The sequence below is a fragment of the Microbulbifer mixtoriginis (SeqCode) genome, from assembly GCF_052467705.1.
Map to the genome: position 1 here is coordinate 75001 of NZ_CP174322.1, position 15035 is coordinate 90035.

Genomic DNA, 15035 nt, shown 5'->3' on the forward strand with positions numbered 1-15035 from the left:
GTACCGGCGACGCCAAGAACCTTACAAAAAATTTCGTCTACATCTTCAATCGGTGTCGATATCTTCGTTTGATCCGATAACTCGGATTTACCTCAGGCTTTACATACCGACACAAGCCAAGACAACTACACTTGGTCTGCAAAATTTCTGAGGACACACTTATGAAGGCTCTCTATACGGCAGTCGCAACGGCGACAGGTGGACGTGATGGACAGGCGGCTTCGTCGGATGGCGCCCTAGACGTAAAGCTCAGCATTCCCAAAGAGCTGGGCGGGGATGGCGGAAGTGGTACCAACCCTGAGCAATTATTTGCGGCAGGCTATTCGGCTTGCTTTATCGGTGCAATGAAATTTGTTGCGGACAAGGAAAAGGTCGCTACACCGAACGATACCAGTGTGCGAGCTGAAGTTGGCATAGGACCCAGCGGGAAAGGCTTTGGGCTGGAAGTTGATCTCTATATAGAGCTACCCGGCATGGATCAGGTGGTAGCTGAACGCGTGGCCTTAAAAGCTCACGAGGAAGTTTGCCCCTACTCCAATGCAACCCGCAATAATATTACCGTGAGGCTGCATATTACGGTTTAGAAGCATAAGGCTGCCAACCCCTGGCAGCCTAACAGGCCACTTTACCCTCTTACTCTTGGCGAGTTGAGCGCGCGGCCCCATTGGTTATTTGGAAAACCAACCTTGCTGCAGTGCGCGCACCATGATCTTCAATATCGAAATAGGGATTAAACTCGGCCATATCCGCCAAGCAAACCTTGTTTGAGTCCAGAACGGTATCCAATAGCTCTTCGAGTAATTCCAGCGGGACTCCACGCCCAGAGGGGGCACTGACCGCAGGCATTACTGCTGCTGGTAATACGTCCAGGCATACTGTGAGGTACACAAAGTCCACCTTAACGGTAAAGTCCCGGATCTGCTGTTTTATTTTATCCAGATTCCAGCTGCTAATTTCTCGATCGCGAATGACTTCTGCACCCAGTTCATCGGCACGATTGTAAAGCGCCGGCGTATTGGCATTATCGGCAGCACCGACACACAGATAATTGAAAGGGCGGCCATTGATCTGGCACTGTTCCGCAATTTGATAGAAAGGTGTACCCGAGGAACCCTTGGGTGAAGGGATGCGCAAATCCAGATGGGCATCAAAATTGATAATACCCAGGGTCTTCTCTCGGTGAAGCTCGCGCATCCATCGCGCTATTCCCTGATAACTACCAAACGCGATTTCATGTCCACCCCCCAAAACCAGGGGAAAGTGTCCGTTAGCCAGCAACTCATTGATACGCGCACCGAGTAGTGCCTGTGCGGATTCCAAATCCTCACGATCGACTCGCACATTGCCGGCATCATAAAGAGGTAAATCAAAGGTGGCGGGCAGATTGGCAGTCGCCAAGCGTAGGATTCGCGGCCCTTTCGCAGCGCCAATACGCCCTTTATTGCGGCGCACACCTTCATCCGAGGCGAAACCGAGGATGGCAATTCCAGGGGGGTTATCCAGCTGCAGCGGCGAAACACGTTGGTGCCAACGCTCCCCGGCGCGACCGTCCTCGCTGTCTGTGCGGCCACTCCATAAGCGCATATCAGCCAGCTGTAACATCTTTACCTCCCAGGAAAATCTGTGCGGGTTTCAGCGCGCCAAATTCATAGGCCAGCTGATCTGGGGTATCCATCGGCCATAACACCATATCTGCGCGCAATCCGGGCCGCAGTACTCCGCGGGAACAGCAGAGCCCCAAGGCGCGCGCGGCTGCGCGAGTCACCCCGGCCAACGCCTCCGCTGGGGTAAGGCCAAATAGGTTGCAGCCCATATTCATCATTAACCGCAGAGAACCGATAGGGCAGCTACCGGGATTCAGGTCTGTGGACAGGGCCATACAAACTCCCGCCTCGCGCAGTTTCTCTACCGGTGGCATCTGGGTCTCGCGCAATGTATAAAAAGCTCCAGGGAGCAAAACTGCCACGGTGCCGCTTTCAGCCATGGCCAGCACATCCGCATCGCTAATATATTCAATATGATCTACGGAGAGGGCGCTGGCTTTGGTTGCCATCTCAGTGGCGCCAGTGCGTGCCAGCTGCTCGGCATGCACTTTAATGGGCATGTCCAACTGCTTGGCGGCATCAATTACCCGCTGACACTGCTCTACCGTAAAGCCGATGGTTTCGCAGAACATATCCACCGCATCGGCCAGTTGCTCGCGCGCAACTGCCGGCAATATCTGCTCGCAGATCAAATCGATATATTCATCGGCACGACCATCGTATTCCGGCGGCAAGGCGTGAGCGGCCAAACAGGTGGTAACGATTTCCACCGAATTGTGCTGCGCCAAACGGCGAGCGGTGCGAAGTTGCTTCAACTCCGTATCCAGATCCAGGCCATAGCCGGATTTGATCTCGACAGTGGTGGCCCCCTCGGACATCAAGGCGCGAAGGCGGGGCTCCGACAAACGGTATAATTCCTCAGCACTGGCGGCACGAGTGGCCCTCACAGTGGAAATAATGCCACCACCAGAACGGGCTACTTCTTCATAGCTCTCCCCGCCCAGGCGGCGGGCAAATTCTCCGGCGCGGTGACCGCCGTATACCAGATGGGTATGGCAATCGATCAGGCCCGGTGTCAACCACTGCCCCTCACCGTCGATCACCTTATCTGGAGCACAGTCCGGTAACTCGCGACGCGGCCCCAGCCAAACAATCTTGCCGCCGGTTACCGCCACTGCGGCATCCTCTACAGCACCGTAGCCCCCGGCAATCGAAGGGTCCATGGTAGCGGCGTTCACATTCGTAATCAGTAGGTCACAGCGTTCTGTCATAAGCTTCTAGCGGCGCGCTTTTCCTTCTTTAACCATAGATGCCCAGTGCAATACCGAGCGGGATTTGGGCAGTCAGCATACAGACCATCGCCCCGGCTTGACAGTCATCTTTAAGACAACCATAGTAGCTTCTATTATTTCTTGTATATACAACCATATACAAGCCATAAAGGCATTAAATCCGAGTATGAATACTGCAAGCGAACCCCGCTACGCGGCGATCAAGCGCCATATCCGGCAAAACATCGAAAACGGCAGCTGGCCTGTGCATTTCCAGGTGCCCTCAGAAAATCAGCTGGCACAGGAATTCGGTGTCAGCCGTATGACCGCCAGACGCGCTTTAAGTGAATTGACCGATGAGCGAGTGCTGATGCGCTCCCAGGGACTCGGTACATTTGTGGCCGAACCAGTACCGGCTGGCTCCCTGTTAGAAGTGCGCAATATTGCTGATGAAATTTCCGCACGAGGCCACAGCTACAGCAATAGAATTTTGCTGGCACAACATTGTATGGCTAATGCCGAAGTAGCCAGTGCCCTGGAAGTGCCGGAACAGGCCAAGGTTTTTCACACCATTATTGTGCACTGTGATAACGGCGTTCCCATTCAGTGGGAAGAGCGCTTTACCAATCCGGCCCTGGCTCCCGAATACTTACAACAGGATTTCGCCCACACCACGCCAAACGCCTATCTTTCCAGGGTCGCACCATTGACCGAGGCGGATACCACGGTTGAGGCAATCGCAGCAGAAGCTTCTATTGCCTACGCACTGGAGATCGCCACCGGCGATGCCTGCCTACAGGTGTGGCGGCGTACCAAGAGTAGCGCCGGCACTGTGAGCTTTGCCCGCCTGGTACACCCGGGTCAACGCTACCGCCTGGGGGCACAGCTGAGATTCTAATTTCTGCATGTATCTCATACGTCCTGGCAACACTGGATTGCCAATCATAGGGCGCAAGAGTTTTTAACAAATAATTTGAGAGGAATGTATGTCCGCTGATAAACGCCACGACTCCAGCCGCAAAATCCGCGCGCCTCGCGGCAGTGAGCTCAATGCCAAAAGCTGGCTCACCGAAGCTCCCCTGCGCATGTTGATGAACAACCTGGATGCCGAGGTAGCTGAACGCCCGGAGGACCTGGTGGTTTACGGTGGTATCGGCCGCGCCGCACGGGATTGGGAGTGCTACGACAAAATTGTCGAGGTGCTAAAGCGCCTGGAAGACGACGAAACCCTGCTGGTGCAGTCCGGCAAGCCCGTCGGAGTCTTTAAAACCCACGCCGATGCACCCCGGGTATTAATTGCCAATTCCAACCTGGTACCCCACTGGGCCAACTGGGAACACTTCAACGAGCTGGATAAAAAAGGCCTGGCCATGTACGGCCAGATGACTGCCGGCTCTTGGATTTATATCGGCTCCCAGGGCATCGTCCAGGGTACCTATGAAACCTTTGCCGCAGTCGCACGCAAACATTTTAAGGGCGAAGCGAAAGGCAAATGGATTCTTACCGGCGGCCTCGGCGGCATGGGTGGCGCTCAGCCACTGGCGGCGACGATGGCCGGTTTCAGCATGATCGCCGTAGAGTGCGACGAAACTCGAATCGATTTCCGTCTGCGTACTGGCTATGTCGACAAAAAAGCCACCAGCCTCGACGAAGCCCTGCAAATGATTGAAGCCGCGATGGAAAAAGGTGAAGCCATTTCCGTTGGCCTGCTGGGCAACGCAGCAGATATTTTCCCGGAAATTGTAAAACGCAATATTCTGCCGGATTCGGTTACCGACCAGACTTCCGCACACGATCCTTTAAATGGCTACCTGCCCCAGGGCTGGACCATGGAATACGCAGCGGAGATGCGCAAGAAAGATGAAGCCGCAGTAGTAAAGGCAGCCAAACAGTCTATGGCGGTTCAGGTTGAAGCCATGCTGGAGCTACAAAAGCGCGGAGCCGCGACCCTCGACTACGGCAACAATATTCGCCAGATGGCTCTCGAGGAAGGTGTGGAAAATGCCTTCGATTTCCCCGGCTTTGTACCCGCTTATATTCGCCCTCTGTTCTGCGAAGGTGTCGGTCCTTTCCGCTGGGCGGCCCTGTCCGGCAACCCGGAAGATATCTACAAGACCGATGCCAAGGTTAAGGAACTGATTCCCGACAATCCGCAGCTGCACAACTGGCTCGACATGGCCCGCGAGCGGATTCATTTCCAGGGACTGCCCGCACGTATCTGCTGGGTGGGCCTGAAAGATCGCGCGCGCCTGGCACTGGCATTTAACGAGATGGTAGCCAACGGTGAATTGGAAGCACCGGTAGTGATCGGCCGCGACCACCTCGACAGCGGCTCTGTAGCGAGCCCCAACCGCGAAACTGAAGCCATGATGGATGGTTCCGACGCTGTCTCCGACTGGCCGCTGATGAATGCCCTGCTGAACACTGCCTCCGGCGCTACCTGGGTATCCCTGCATCACGGTGGTGGCGTAGGCATGGGCTTCTCCCAGCACTCTGGGGTGGTCATTGTCTGTGACGGTACCGAAGCTGCGCGCAAACGTATCGAACGGGTTCTCTGGAATGATCCCGCCACCGGCGTAATGCGCCACGCCGATGCCGGTTATGAGATCGCAAAAAAATGCGCAAAAGAGCAGGGCCTAGACCTGCCCATGCTGAACGACTGATTTTTTACCGCAATAAAAATACCGCCGGCGGAAATCTTTTACAGCCCGAATAACTTTGATCGGGCTGCGCCGCCGGCACCTAACTGGGTGTTGAAAAAGCCAACAAGCGACTTTTTCAAGCCATCTTTGCGGCACATGTCCACAAAGATGGGCACTCAAATAAAGCATTTGCAGTGCTTGATTTTGCGGCAGGCGCTTTCGCACCGCCCACGCAGGCTGTTTTTCAACAGCCTGCTAAGCAGTAAATATTTTTTGGTGAATGAATTTATGTATCAATTGGAAATCGATCCCGGTCAATTGAGCCTTGCGCAACTGCGCCGGGTAGCCCGCGAGTCGGTGCAGCTGTCCCTAGCGAAAAGCGCCTACCCCGCTATTGAAGCCTCTGCCCACACTGTTGCCCAGGTTATTACCGAGGGGCGCACGGTTTACGGAATTAATACCGGTTTTGGTTTATTGGCCAACACCCGCATTGAAAAGCACGACCTGGAAAACCTGCAGCGCGCTATTGTACTGAGCCATGCCGCCGGTACCGGCAACTTTATGAGTGAAGCCACCGTGCGTTTGCTGATGGTGTTGAAAATCAACTCGCTCGCGCGCGGCTTCTCCGGTGTGCGCCCGCAGGTTATCGAAGCTTTAATGCAACTGGTCAATGCCGGTGTATACCCCGCTATTCCTGAGAAAGGTTCTGTCGGCGCTTCTGGCGATTTGGCGCCGCTGGCTCATATGAGCGTGGTACTTCTCGGTGAAGGGGAAGTATTTATCAAGGGTGAGCGCAAGAGTGCTCACGAAGGCCTCAAAGCGGCAGGGCTAGAGCCTATTACCCTGGCTCCCAAAGAGGGCCTCGCCCTGCTAAACGGCACCCAGGCTTCTACCGCCTTTGCCCTGCTCGGCCTGTTCGCCAGTGAAGACTTGTTCGCCGGCGCCCTGGTAACCGGTGCTATTACCCTGGAAGCCGCCAAGGGCTCACGCCGCCCTTTCGATGATCGTATTCACAACGCCCGCGGCCAACAGGCTCAGCGCGACGTAGCGGCAATTTATCGGGACCTGCTCGGTGAGACCAGCCAGATCGGTGATTCCCACCAGTTCTGTGAAAAAGTGCAGGACCCCTACTCCCTGCGCTGTCAGCCCCAGGTAATGGGTGCCTGTCTGCAGCAGATGCGCTTCGCTGCCGAAGTATTGTTGGCCGAGGCAAATGGTGTTTCCGATAACCCGCTGGTATTTACCGACGAGGAAAATCCGGATAACTCCGACATTATTTCCGGCGGTAACTTCCACGCGGAGCCTGTTGCTATGGTCGCCGACAACCTGGCGCTGGCATTGGCAGAAATCGGCTCCCTATCCGAGCGTCGTATGGCGCTGTTGATCGACAGCAACCTATCCGGCCTGCCTCCCTTCCTGGTGGAAAATGGCGGGGTGAACTCCGGCTTTATGATCGCCCAAGTCACCTCAGCGGCGCTTGCCAGTGAGAACAAATCCATGGCGCACCCTGCCTGCGTGGACTCACTGCCCACCTCCGCCAACCAGGAAGACCATGTATCCATGGCCACCTTTGCCGGCCGTCGCCTGCGGGATATGGCCGACAATACCTGTGGCATCCTGGCGGTGGAGTTACTCGCTGCCTGCCAGGGACTGGATTTCCGTGCGCCGTTAAAATCTACGGAAAAACTGGAGGCCGCCAAGGCAAAACTGCGCGCGCGAGTACCCTTCTATGACAAGGACCGCTACTTTGCCCCGGATATTGAAGAGGCGAAGCAATTGCTGAGCAGCGGCGCCTACCTGGAATCCATTGATCCAGCCCTGCTCCCAAGTAGTCATTAATTTCCTTTAATTTCTATAAATTAATTTTTATAGAATATTTCGTTACTAAATACCGGGGCCAAAACCCCGGTATTTTTTTCTCTGTCTTTGGTCCGCCAGCAACAGCGACTCTAAAGTAGCTGTTTGTCCGCGGTCGCGATTTAAAACAAAAAAATCAGTAAAGAGACAAGTTTTTCTTTATCAGGTACCGCTAGAACAAATTTTTTTCTTTGTGAGGAAATTTGCGCCAAAAGTGCTAGGCTGACAATTAGACGTTTTACCCGCCAAAAGGTGTGGAGGTCTAGATGAAACCGCTGTCGCTTCGGCTGCTCCGCCACTCGGGCTACGCGCTGGCTATTGCCACAAGTTTTGCCCTGTCAGCCTGTAACGGAACAGGTTACCCCTGCGGAGGAGGCTATGACTGCTCAGCTAGCTATTACGGATATAGCCCTTATTACAGCAAGTCATATTACAACCTACGGGGCCGCTATGCCCACTGCCACCCCGATGGAACCTGCCACAACATGCAGCATTGCAACTTTTACTGGGATGGGAATTTTTATCGCCTGAGGCCGCCCGCGGTGGTGAACACAAGTTACCAGGTAATTGATCTGCCCGATCCGCCCTACCAGGCCAGGCCCTACTGAGAAAGAAATTCTGTGTGCGTCCATTTGGCACACATAAAGGGGCTTGGCCCCTGCCGGGCCTCTCCGGGGGGAACTTTCGCTTACCGGAGATTGCACTATGAATAGAGCTGTTAAGACGGCTTTTATTGCCGTCACGGTATGCACGGCCCTAACTTTAGGTGCCTGTGCAACCGATAGTTACTATAACGGTGGCTACTACGGCGGTTACTACAGAGGAGGGGGAGTGGCCTACACATCTTCCTTTGTTTACCCTTACGCAACCCCGAACTACTATCCCTCCAGTAATATCTATGTCTCTTACCGCACACCGGTTTACCAGTATTACCGGGCAACCCCGCGCTATGGCTATTATTATCGCGGTGCCTATTCCTATTACCGCGCACCAGGTTATCGCGGCAACCCCCGCTACCGGGCCAGGTACTTTTATCGCGGGCTTCCCTACTACAACCGCTTTAACTCCCCCGGTGCTGCACAAATCCGCTATCGTGCCCAGCACCGTTACTATCGCGGTGGCCACCGAGGATATCGCAGCCACCGCAGCTACAGAGTGCGTGGGCACCATCGCGTCCGCGGTGGATATCACCATAGAAGACGCTAGCGTTTAGCTGCTATTAATCCAGCCTTGAAATAGCTGAAATCCAGATATTTCATTTTGCCCGCAAAATGCCGGTACAGATCAATAACATTACTGGTATTTTGCGGGCTCACCAATCCACAAAACAACATCAATACAAATTTTAAATTGGTCCTCTAATAACTTTGAATTAATCATTTAGAAATATTTGATTACTTATTTGCGCGCAAAAAAAGAGTGATCAGAAAAATCTCTCTTCGATAATTCACATCCACTCCACAATAGTGACCAGCGAGTTTACTCACTGGGTACCAACGCCTGTTTTATCTTTAGCCATTCAACAGCTCTGTCGCTACTTTTTGCAAATTGGCGTTCTTTTCCTCACTTTGACAGCTATTACCACTACCCTGAGTTAAGAAAGCGAATCCTGTAAACCTTGCGAGGTAAGTGCAGTGCAGAAACTCCTGCCGAAACTGCTTGCTGTGACACTGGTAATAAGCATTACCGGCTGTTCCACAACTAAATCACAGGGCACCCCAAAATCTTTATCACTCAACGGGAAAAAATTTCACTGCGTTGAACAGGAACTGGAAACAAAAACTCTAGTGCGCTGCGCACGTCCCGGCTAAAAAACGAATTTATTAATTGCCAGAAAAATACAGATAAAAAAGTCGGGATTTAGATTTAAAAAATAAAAATTGAATTTTCGCCCAGAGCAGAAAAAATGCTTACTCAACTCTTACGACCCGTAGGGTATCGGTCTGGCCGCCGGCATCTTGTCGATAGCCACGGGAAACCAAGACAAAATCCCCCGATTTTAAAAGACTGCGCTGCTTCAAATGGTCGATTGCCTTGTGGTCACGGGAGGGACCATCCATACCTGCCACCGCCATTAAAACCGGATCGACGCCGCGATAAAGGGCAACCCGATTACAAACTCTACGGTGCCGACAAAAGGCGTAAATAGGAATGGCTGCGCGAACCCTGGACATCAAAAGGGCTGTGTTGCCCGTTTCTGTCTGGCAGATAATAGCCTTGATATCTCGACAGTGATTGGCAATGGTGATGGCAGCCATGGCGATACAGGCATCCCCAGCAGGGTAATTGCCACGCAAACTATCCGAAGGGCGATGTGTTGCACGGTGTTTTTCCGCCCCAATAATTACCTCGTCCATATGCCGAACAGTCTCCACCGGGTAGTCCCCGCTGGCGGTTTCTGCCGACAACATTACCGCATCGGTGCCATCCAACACCGCATTGGCGACATCACACACCTCCGCCCTCGTAGGCACAGGGCTGGAGATCATTGACTCCATCATCTGTGTTGCCGTAATTACCGTGCGATTCAGATAGCGGGCAAAACGAATTAAATGTTTTTGCACCCCCATCAATTCCGCATCGCCAATTTCTACTGCCAGATCGCCGCGTGCCACCATGATGACATCGCTCGCCAGAATCAGCTCCTGCAAGTGTTCATCAGAAGAGATCGCCTCGGCCCGTTCAATCTTGGCGACAATCTGGCTGCTACCCCCCGCCTGCTGTAGAAGCTCCCGCGCCCTATGAATATCCCGCGCATCGCGAGGAAAGGACACCGCCAAGTAGTCCAGCTGCAGATCGGCGACAACTTGAATATCGCACAAATCCTTGTCCGTTAATGCGGGCGCGGTGAGGCCACCGCCCCGCTTGTTAATTCCTTTTCGATTGGAGAGCCAGCCCCCATCCTGTACCTCAGTGATAACCGCACTGCCTTCAATTTTCTTGATCTGCAGACTGAGCCGCCCGTCGTCCAGCAGCAGGGTATCTCCGGGGCGGCAGTCCTCGGCCAGCTCGGCGTAATCCACCGAAACCCCGGCGCTGTTGCCCTGCTCCCTTGGCCAAGTGGGGTCCAGAGTAAACTCGGCACCAGTGCTGAGATGCACACCACCATCGGTGAACTTGCCCACACGAATTTTCGGCCCCTGAAGATCACCCAACATGGCGATATGACACCCTTGGCGAGCGGCCTCTGCCCGAACCTGCTCGGCGCGGCGGCGGTGCTCGTCGATTTCACCATGGGAAAAATTCAGGCGCACGATGTTCACCCCGGCGGCGACCAGTTGCCCCAGGGTGTCCCCCTTATCGGTTGAGGGACCCAGTGTTGCGACTATTTTTGTCCGCCGGATCATGCCGCACCTAGCCTCGTTTTACTGCCCGGATAGCACTCGCTTTCACAGGAGAAGCATAGCTTGTCACACCTGTCGTCTCTCAACAGAGGCCAGCGACTAAGCTTTGCATAGAGCGGGTTATAGGCTAAAGCGACAGGCCCGTTTGAGATTGTAGGTGCAAGGGTCAGGGAGTAACTCGCCGATGAGCAGGTTGGTGCAACTGTGGCTGCTGGGGGCCCTACTGGTCATTGGCGGATGCCTGTCGAACAGTGCGGAAGAAGCCCGAGTTGTGCAGAGTGCGGGAACAGCAAGTTCAGTCTGCAATAAGAAGTGGCAGCTGGTACGCCTGCGTATTAACGGCGCTGCGGTACCGATCCAGAAGCCTGCAGATTTTACTTTCGTGTGTAATCTCGATGGCAATGTGATGGGGCGCAGCGGTATTAATACCTACCGTGGCGAGCTGCAGATAACTGAAAACGGCCTGATGTTGTGGGACAGTTCCAGCTTCGCCTCGACCAAGATGAGCGGCCCGGAGATCCTACTGCAGCAGGAAAATGCCTACCTGCGCGCCCTGGCCGGTACTCGCCAGGCATTTACCAAGTCCGGCGGCAAGCGTTTGATCCTTCGCGACGCCTCTGGCGATATTTATATTGAATATGTCAGGGCAGGATCTTGAACACCACCACAGACCACTGATAGCTTTTACGATTAAATGTCGCAAAAACAATGAGAACGACATCATGCCGCGATCTCACTTACGCTTGCAGCTTGTGGTCCCAGCCGTATTGAGCCTGCTTTTTTCCGGGTGTATGTCTTTCAGGGAGCCCACTCCCCAGCCCCCCAAACAGCCGGCGTGGTCTGCCTGTGAGCACGACTGGATACTCTCAAACCTCCGAGATGGCGAGAACACCTACGAGTACACGCTGCTGTGGAAAAAGTTCTGGCGCGAGCGCCCATTCTTTACCTGTGATCGCTTCGGCTACGTACGGGGTAACGGTGGCATCAATCCCTATCTGGGGCGTTTTTCTCTCGAGAGCAGCGGCGAACTTTCCTGGCCCAGGTCGCCGATTATCTCCAGAGTGGGGAACCGCCGCCCCAGTGATGAACTAGAGGCCGACTACCTGAAAGCCCTGCGCAAAACCCGTTTTCTCGAAGTGGTGGGTGACAAGCTGATCTTGAGCAGTAATGACAAATCCACACGGCTCGAATTTAACCGGGTCGATGACATTATGCGTTGAATTCCCGACACCAATGCCTGTAGCGCAGCCATAAAAAAGGCGACCCAGAGGGTCGCCAATATTACAATCAAGAAGAATCAAAAAGATGAGTCAGATGCGCAATCGCATTGGAAAGCCTCGGCGCGCATCATAGTGCTCACAGATGACAGAAAAATGACATAACGGACCTCAAAAGCGCCGCTGATGTCTCTCCAGATTCTCCTGACGCTTACGCTCGCTTTTGCGCAGCAAAAGGTAAGTAGCGCCCATACCACCATGTTGTTTTTGCGCGCTGTGGAATGCCAGCACCTCATCCAGTTGCGGCAGCCAGTGATAGATACAGCTTTTCAAAAGTGCCGGCTGCTTGCGGCCCTCACCCTTGCCGTGGGTAATAAGCGCACAGCGCACATCCGCCTCGACACAATCACGCACAAACTCCACAACGGAGCTGCGCGCCATTTCCACCGAGTGACGATGCAGGTCGAGACGTGCATCCACCGTGTACTTGCCCAGGCGCAGATTGCGATACACACCGTTCTGCACCCCATCACGCTTGAATTCGATAGGGTCCCAGGGCGCCACAAGCTCAATATACTCACCGGAAAGGGGGTTCATTTCGCGCTCGGTCAAACGCGTCGCAGCAGCACGGCGCTCGCGCAAGATACGCTCGGATGGCTCGCTCTCCTTGCGCAGGGTGACGCGGCGCTCCTGCACCAGCGGTTTCACATCTCCCAGCTCGCCGAGAGCGTCTTTGAATAACTTGCTGTCGCCGCTCATGAAGTACCCCCCGCCAGCGTCAGTCCAAAAATAAATCCTTAGTCAGGTCCCCCGCATTATCGGGGTTGTGGGCATAGTCGGTAAAATCTTTTACCCCGCGTTCCACCAGAAGTTCCTCATCGATCAGCTGACACCCGCTCAAGGCGGCTTCCTTGGTGATCAGTACTTCGTAGGCAGCATCGGCCATAATCGCCGGCCTGCGGCTCTGTTCAAACATCTCGCGGCTACCCACGGCAAACTCAATGGCGGCGGTAGCCACCAGAGTGCGCGGCCACAGAGTATTAACGGCAACCCCCGCCTCGCGCAACTCCTCCGCCAATCCCAAGCTGAGGATTGTCATGCCAAACTTGGACAATGCGTAGGGCGCAAAAGGCCCCAGCCACTTGGGCTGTAGGTTGAGCGGTGGACACAGGCTGAGGATATGGGCGCTATCCGATTTCTTCAGGTAGGGAATCGCCAGGTGCGCCGTCAGATACACTGCACGGCTGTTGATGTCTTGCATTAAATCGTAACGCTTGGGCGGGGTGGACTCGACATTACTCAGGTTGATCGCGCCGGCGTTATTGATCACAGCATCGATACCACCAAACTTGTCGGCTGCCTGCGCCATCGCTTCCTGCACCCGCTGCTCATCGCGCACATCCACCTGCAGGGCCAAGGCCTTACCGCCAGCGCTCTCCACCTCCTGCGCTACAGAGAAGATGGTGCCGGGTAGCTTCGGGTGGGGCTCTGCGGACTTGGCAGCGATCACAATATTAGCGCCATCCGCCGCGCACTTGAGCGCTATAGCACGGCCAATACCGCGGCTAGCGCCAGTGATAAAGATGGTCTTGTCCTTAAGCGCCCCTGTGTTTTCTGTCAGGGTTACAAACTCTTCACTCATTTTTTTCAGCCTCCGGGGCAGTCACTGCCGGACTGTAAATTTCCTTGAAGATCGCCGGCATGCGCTTCGGTCTACCACTGGAAAGTTCGATGCATACCAACCGCCACTGGGCCCGCAATACCAATGCTCCATCGGCGGCGCGAAAGACTTGAAAGTGGCGGGTCATATTCAGGCGCCCATCCACCTCGGTGAGCCAGGTGCCGAATACCAGTTCATCCGCCTCTTTCGCCGCCAGTATATAGTCATACTGCCCATGACGAATGGCCATTCCCCGGTCGAGGTCCTGGTAATTTATGACATCCAGACCCAATGCGGCACTATGGGCCCAGGCGGTAGCCTCGCACCAACGCACATACTCGGCATTATTGGCATGGTGTAATCCATCCACATGCTCAGCACTTACCTTAACTCTGTGGATAAAGGGATTGGGTAAATCCCATTGCATAGGCAGCCCCCGCTGGATCTCATAAATGACTGGTATTTATTTTTATTTATCTCGCTAAGTGGGCAAATAGCAGATATAAAAAAAGGCCCCTGATGGGACCTTTTTTGCAAGCTGACCGGATTATGCGTCCGCGTTAGCCTGTGCGCCTTCCGCTTGTTGCTGCGCCTGATTCAGGGCTTGGGCAAACAGGGCGTCGAAGTTGACCGGCGGCAGCATCAGAGCCGGGAAAGAACCCTTAACAACCGCGTTGTCGATCACTTCGCGAGCGTATGGGAACAGGATCTGTGGGCAGGCAGTATTCAGGGCCTGAGCCAGCTGCTGACCTTCCAGTCCCTTGATACCGAACAGACCAGCCTGCTTCACTTCCACCAGGAAAGCGGTGTCTTCTTCCAGCTTCACGGTGATAGTGAGCGTCAGTGCTACTTCGTACAGGTCTTCTTCAACCTTGGCGGTCTTGGTGTTCAGCTCCTGATTTACCTGGGGCTTCCACTGTTTCTTGAAAACCTCAACGCCCATGGGAGTCTCGAAGGAGAGATCCTTCAGGTAGATGCGCTGCATCGCGAATTGTACTTGTGGAGCCTCTGCGTTTGCCGCGCCGTTTAATTCTTCAGCCATGTTACTGCCTGTTTTTATAAAAAGTTTATTGATGCCTTCCGTGAGAAAGACTCCCTGTATGAGCCTTCAGATTGGGGCCTGCAAATACCGTTTCAAGGCCCGGACCGGATTAATAGCAAATATAAAGAGTCGCGTGAGGCACGCGGCGTCAACCTTTATCAGCCAGCTGACTTAAGCAAGCCGTTAAGCTTACCGCTGCGCTCAAGGGCCATCAGATCATCGCAACCGCCCACATGGAAGTCGCCGACCCAAATCTGCGGCACCGACCGGCGCCCAGCCTTGGCTGCCATCTGTGCGCGCAGCTCAGGTTTATTGTCCACCGCAATCTCGCGATAGTTCACACCCTTGCTGTCGAGCAGCTGCTTGGCGCGAATACAGTAGGGACAAAAACGGGTGGTGTAGATGACTACATCCTGCATAATAAAACTCCGCCTAAAGCCATCTATAAAACTACTGAG

16 protein-coding genes are annotated in these 15035 nt (G+C 54.2%); 8 read left to right on the plus strand and 8 right to left on the minus strand.

What is annotated here, in order from left to right; all coding sequences use genetic code 11:
• Positions 1–161 precede the first annotated feature (161 nt).
• A complete protein-coding gene (locus tag ACJJIB_RS00370; RefSeq protein WP_444887504.1) occupies positions 162–584 on the plus strand; it encodes an organic hydroperoxide resistance protein in 423 nt (140 codons plus the stop codon).
• A 49-nt stretch (positions 585–633) separates the two neighbouring features.
• Here the strand turns inward: ACJJIB_RS00370 and hutG are convergent, their stop codons facing one another.
• The gene (hutG, locus tag ACJJIB_RS00375) at positions 634–1602 is read right to left on the minus strand and encodes a formimidoylglutamase (RefSeq protein WP_444887505.1); all 969 of its coding nucleotides are present in this window, start codon (positions 1600–1602) and stop codon (positions 634–636) included.
• On the minus strand, positions 1586–2815 hold the full coding sequence (gene hutI, locus ACJJIB_RS00380; RefSeq protein WP_252083749.1) for an imidazolonepropionase: 1230 nt from the start codon (positions 2813–2815) through the stop codon (positions 1586–1588). Before hutI ends, hutG begins: the two co-directional genes overlap by 17 nt.
• Before the next feature lie 187 nt (positions 2816–3002).
• Here hutI and hutC point away from each other — a divergent pair, with 187 nt between their 5' ends.
• The 5 genes from hutC (at position 3003) to ACJJIB_RS00405 (ending at position 8520) form a co-directional block, all read left to right on the plus strand.
• On the plus strand, positions 3003–3713 hold the full coding sequence (hutC, locus tag ACJJIB_RS00385) for a histidine utilization transcriptional repressor HutC (protein ID WP_444887506.1): 711 nt from the start codon (positions 3003–3005) through the stop codon (positions 3711–3713).
• A gap of 88 nt (positions 3714–3801) precedes the next feature.
• Positions 3802–5478: a urocanate hydratase gene (gene hutU / locus ACJJIB_RS00390; protein WP_444887507.1), complete on the plus strand. Its 1677-nt coding sequence runs from the start codon at positions 3802–3804 to the stop codon at positions 5476–5478.
• Between the two features lie 267 nt (positions 5479–5745).
• Positions 5746–7296 (plus strand): histidine ammonia-lyase, encoded by a 1551-nt coding sequence (hutH, locus tag ACJJIB_RS00395; protein ID WP_252083752.1) that lies wholly within the window; start codon positions 5746–5748, stop codon positions 7294–7296.
• Positions 7297–7580: 284 nt separating this feature from the next.
• On the plus strand, positions 7581–7922 hold the full coding sequence (locus tag ACJJIB_RS00400; RefSeq protein WP_444887508.1) for a hypothetical protein: 342 nt from the start codon (positions 7581–7583) through the stop codon (positions 7920–7922).
• A gap of 97 nt (positions 7923–8019) precedes the next feature.
• A complete protein-coding gene (locus tag ACJJIB_RS00405; protein ID WP_252083754.1) occupies positions 8020–8520 on the plus strand; it encodes a hypothetical protein in 501 nt (166 codons plus the stop codon).
• Positions 8521–9224: 704 nt separating this feature from the next.
• Here ACJJIB_RS00405 and pyk read toward each other — a convergent pair.
• A complete protein-coding gene (gene pyk, locus ACJJIB_RS00410; protein ID WP_444887509.1) occupies positions 9225–10661 on the minus strand; it encodes a pyruvate kinase in 1437 nt (478 codons plus the stop codon).
• A gap of 181 nt (positions 10662–10842) precedes the next feature.
• On the opposite strand from pyk, the gene ACJJIB_RS00415 reads away from it, so the two are divergent.
• Both ACJJIB_RS00415 and ACJJIB_RS00420 read left to right on the plus strand, forming a co-directional pair.
• Entirely contained in the window at positions 10843–11316 is a 474-nt protein-coding gene (locus tag ACJJIB_RS00415; RefSeq protein WP_444887510.1) for an META domain-containing protein, read from the plus strand.
• A 64-nt stretch (positions 11317–11380) separates the two neighbouring features.
• Positions 11381–11878 (plus strand): META domain-containing protein, encoded by a 498-nt coding sequence (locus ACJJIB_RS00420; RefSeq protein WP_444883120.1) that lies wholly within the window; start codon positions 11381–11383, stop codon positions 11876–11878.
• 168 nt (positions 11879–12046) lie between these two features.
• On the opposite strand, the gene smrA is transcribed toward ACJJIB_RS00420, so the two are convergent.
• The 5 genes from smrA to grxC all read right to left on the minus strand — a co-directional run bounded on the left by smrA (position 12047) and on the right by grxC (position 14996).
• A complete protein-coding gene (gene smrA / locus ACJJIB_RS00425) occupies positions 12047–12634 on the minus strand; it encodes a DNA endonuclease SmrA (protein ID WP_444887511.1) in 588 nt (195 codons plus the stop codon).
• 19 nt (positions 12635–12653) lie between these two features.
• Positions 12654–13517 carry an SDR family oxidoreductase gene (locus tag ACJJIB_RS00430; protein ID WP_252083760.1) on the minus strand — a complete coding sequence of 288 codons (864 nt, stop codon included), beginning with the start codon at positions 13515–13517 and terminating at the stop codon, positions 12654–12656.
• On the minus strand, positions 13510–13962 hold the full coding sequence (locus ACJJIB_RS00435; RefSeq protein ID WP_444887512.1) for an acyl-CoA thioesterase: 453 nt from the start codon (positions 13960–13962) through the stop codon (positions 13510–13512). The genes ACJJIB_RS00430 and ACJJIB_RS00435 overlap by 8 nt, the downstream gene beginning before the upstream one ends.
• 120 nt (positions 13963–14082) lie before the next feature.
• Positions 14083–14577: a protein-export chaperone SecB gene (gene secB, locus ACJJIB_RS00440; RefSeq protein ID WP_444883123.1), complete on the minus strand. Its 495-nt coding sequence runs from the start codon at positions 14575–14577 to the stop codon at positions 14083–14085.
• Between the two features lie 158 nt (positions 14578–14735).
• Complete coding sequence (gene grxC / locus ACJJIB_RS00445; RefSeq protein ID WP_444887513.1) at positions 14736–14996, minus strand: glutaredoxin 3; 261 nt, start codon at positions 14994–14996, stop codon at positions 14736–14738.
• Positions 14997–15035: the final 39 nt, after the last annotated feature.

Excerpts from the sequence above, each read along its gene's own strand:
- ACJJIB_RS00370 (WP_444887504.1), top strand. The coding sequence starts at position 162 with ATGAAGGCTCTCTATACGGCAGTCGCAACGGCGACAGGTGGACGTGAT.
- hutG (WP_444887505.1), bottom strand. The coding sequence starts at position 1,602 with ATGTTACAGCTGGCTGATATGCGCTTATGGAGTGGCCGCACAGACAGC.
- hutI (WP_252083749.1), bottom strand. The coding sequence starts at position 2,815 with ATGACAGAACGCTGTGACCTACTGATTACGAATGTGAACGCCGCTACC.
- hutC (WP_444887506.1), top strand. The coding sequence starts at position 3,003 with ATGAATACTGCAAGCGAACCCCGCTACGCGGCGATCAAGCGCCATATC.
- hutU (WP_444887507.1), top strand. The coding sequence starts at position 3,802 with ATGTCCGCTGATAAACGCCACGACTCCAGCCGCAAAATCCGCGCGCCT.
- hutH (WP_252083752.1), top strand. The coding sequence starts at position 5,746 with ATGTATCAATTGGAAATCGATCCCGGTCAATTGAGCCTTGCGCAACTG.
- ACJJIB_RS00400 (WP_444887508.1), top strand. The coding sequence starts at position 7,581 with ATGAAACCGCTGTCGCTTCGGCTGCTCCGCCACTCGGGCTACGCGCTG.
- ACJJIB_RS00405 (WP_252083754.1), top strand. The coding sequence starts at position 8,020 with ATGAATAGAGCTGTTAAGACGGCTTTTATTGCCGTCACGGTATGCACG.
- pyk (WP_444887509.1), bottom strand. The coding sequence starts at position 10,661 with ATGATCCGGCGGACAAAAATAGTCGCAACACTGGGTCCCTCAACCGAT.
- ACJJIB_RS00415 (WP_444887510.1), top strand. The coding sequence starts at position 10,843 with ATGAGCAGGTTGGTGCAACTGTGGCTGCTGGGGGCCCTACTGGTCATT.
- ACJJIB_RS00420 (WP_444883120.1), top strand. The coding sequence starts at position 11,381 with ATGCCGCGATCTCACTTACGCTTGCAGCTTGTGGTCCCAGCCGTATTG.
- smrA (WP_444887511.1), bottom strand. The coding sequence starts at position 12,634 with ATGAGCGGCGACAGCAAGTTATTCAAAGACGCTCTCGGCGAGCTGGGA.
- ACJJIB_RS00430 (WP_252083760.1), bottom strand. The coding sequence starts at position 13,517 with ATGAGTGAAGAGTTTGTAACCCTGACAGAAAACACAGGGGCGCTTAAG.
- ACJJIB_RS00435 (WP_444887512.1), bottom strand. The coding sequence starts at position 13,962 with ATGCAATGGGATTTACCCAATCCCTTTATCCACAGAGTTAAGGTAAGT.
- secB (WP_444883123.1), bottom strand. The coding sequence starts at position 14,577 with ATGGCTGAAGAATTAAACGGCGCGGCAAACGCAGAGGCTCCACAAGTA.
- grxC (WP_444887513.1), bottom strand. The coding sequence starts at position 14,996 with ATGCAGGATGTAGTCATCTACACCACCCGTTTTTGTCCCTACTGTATT.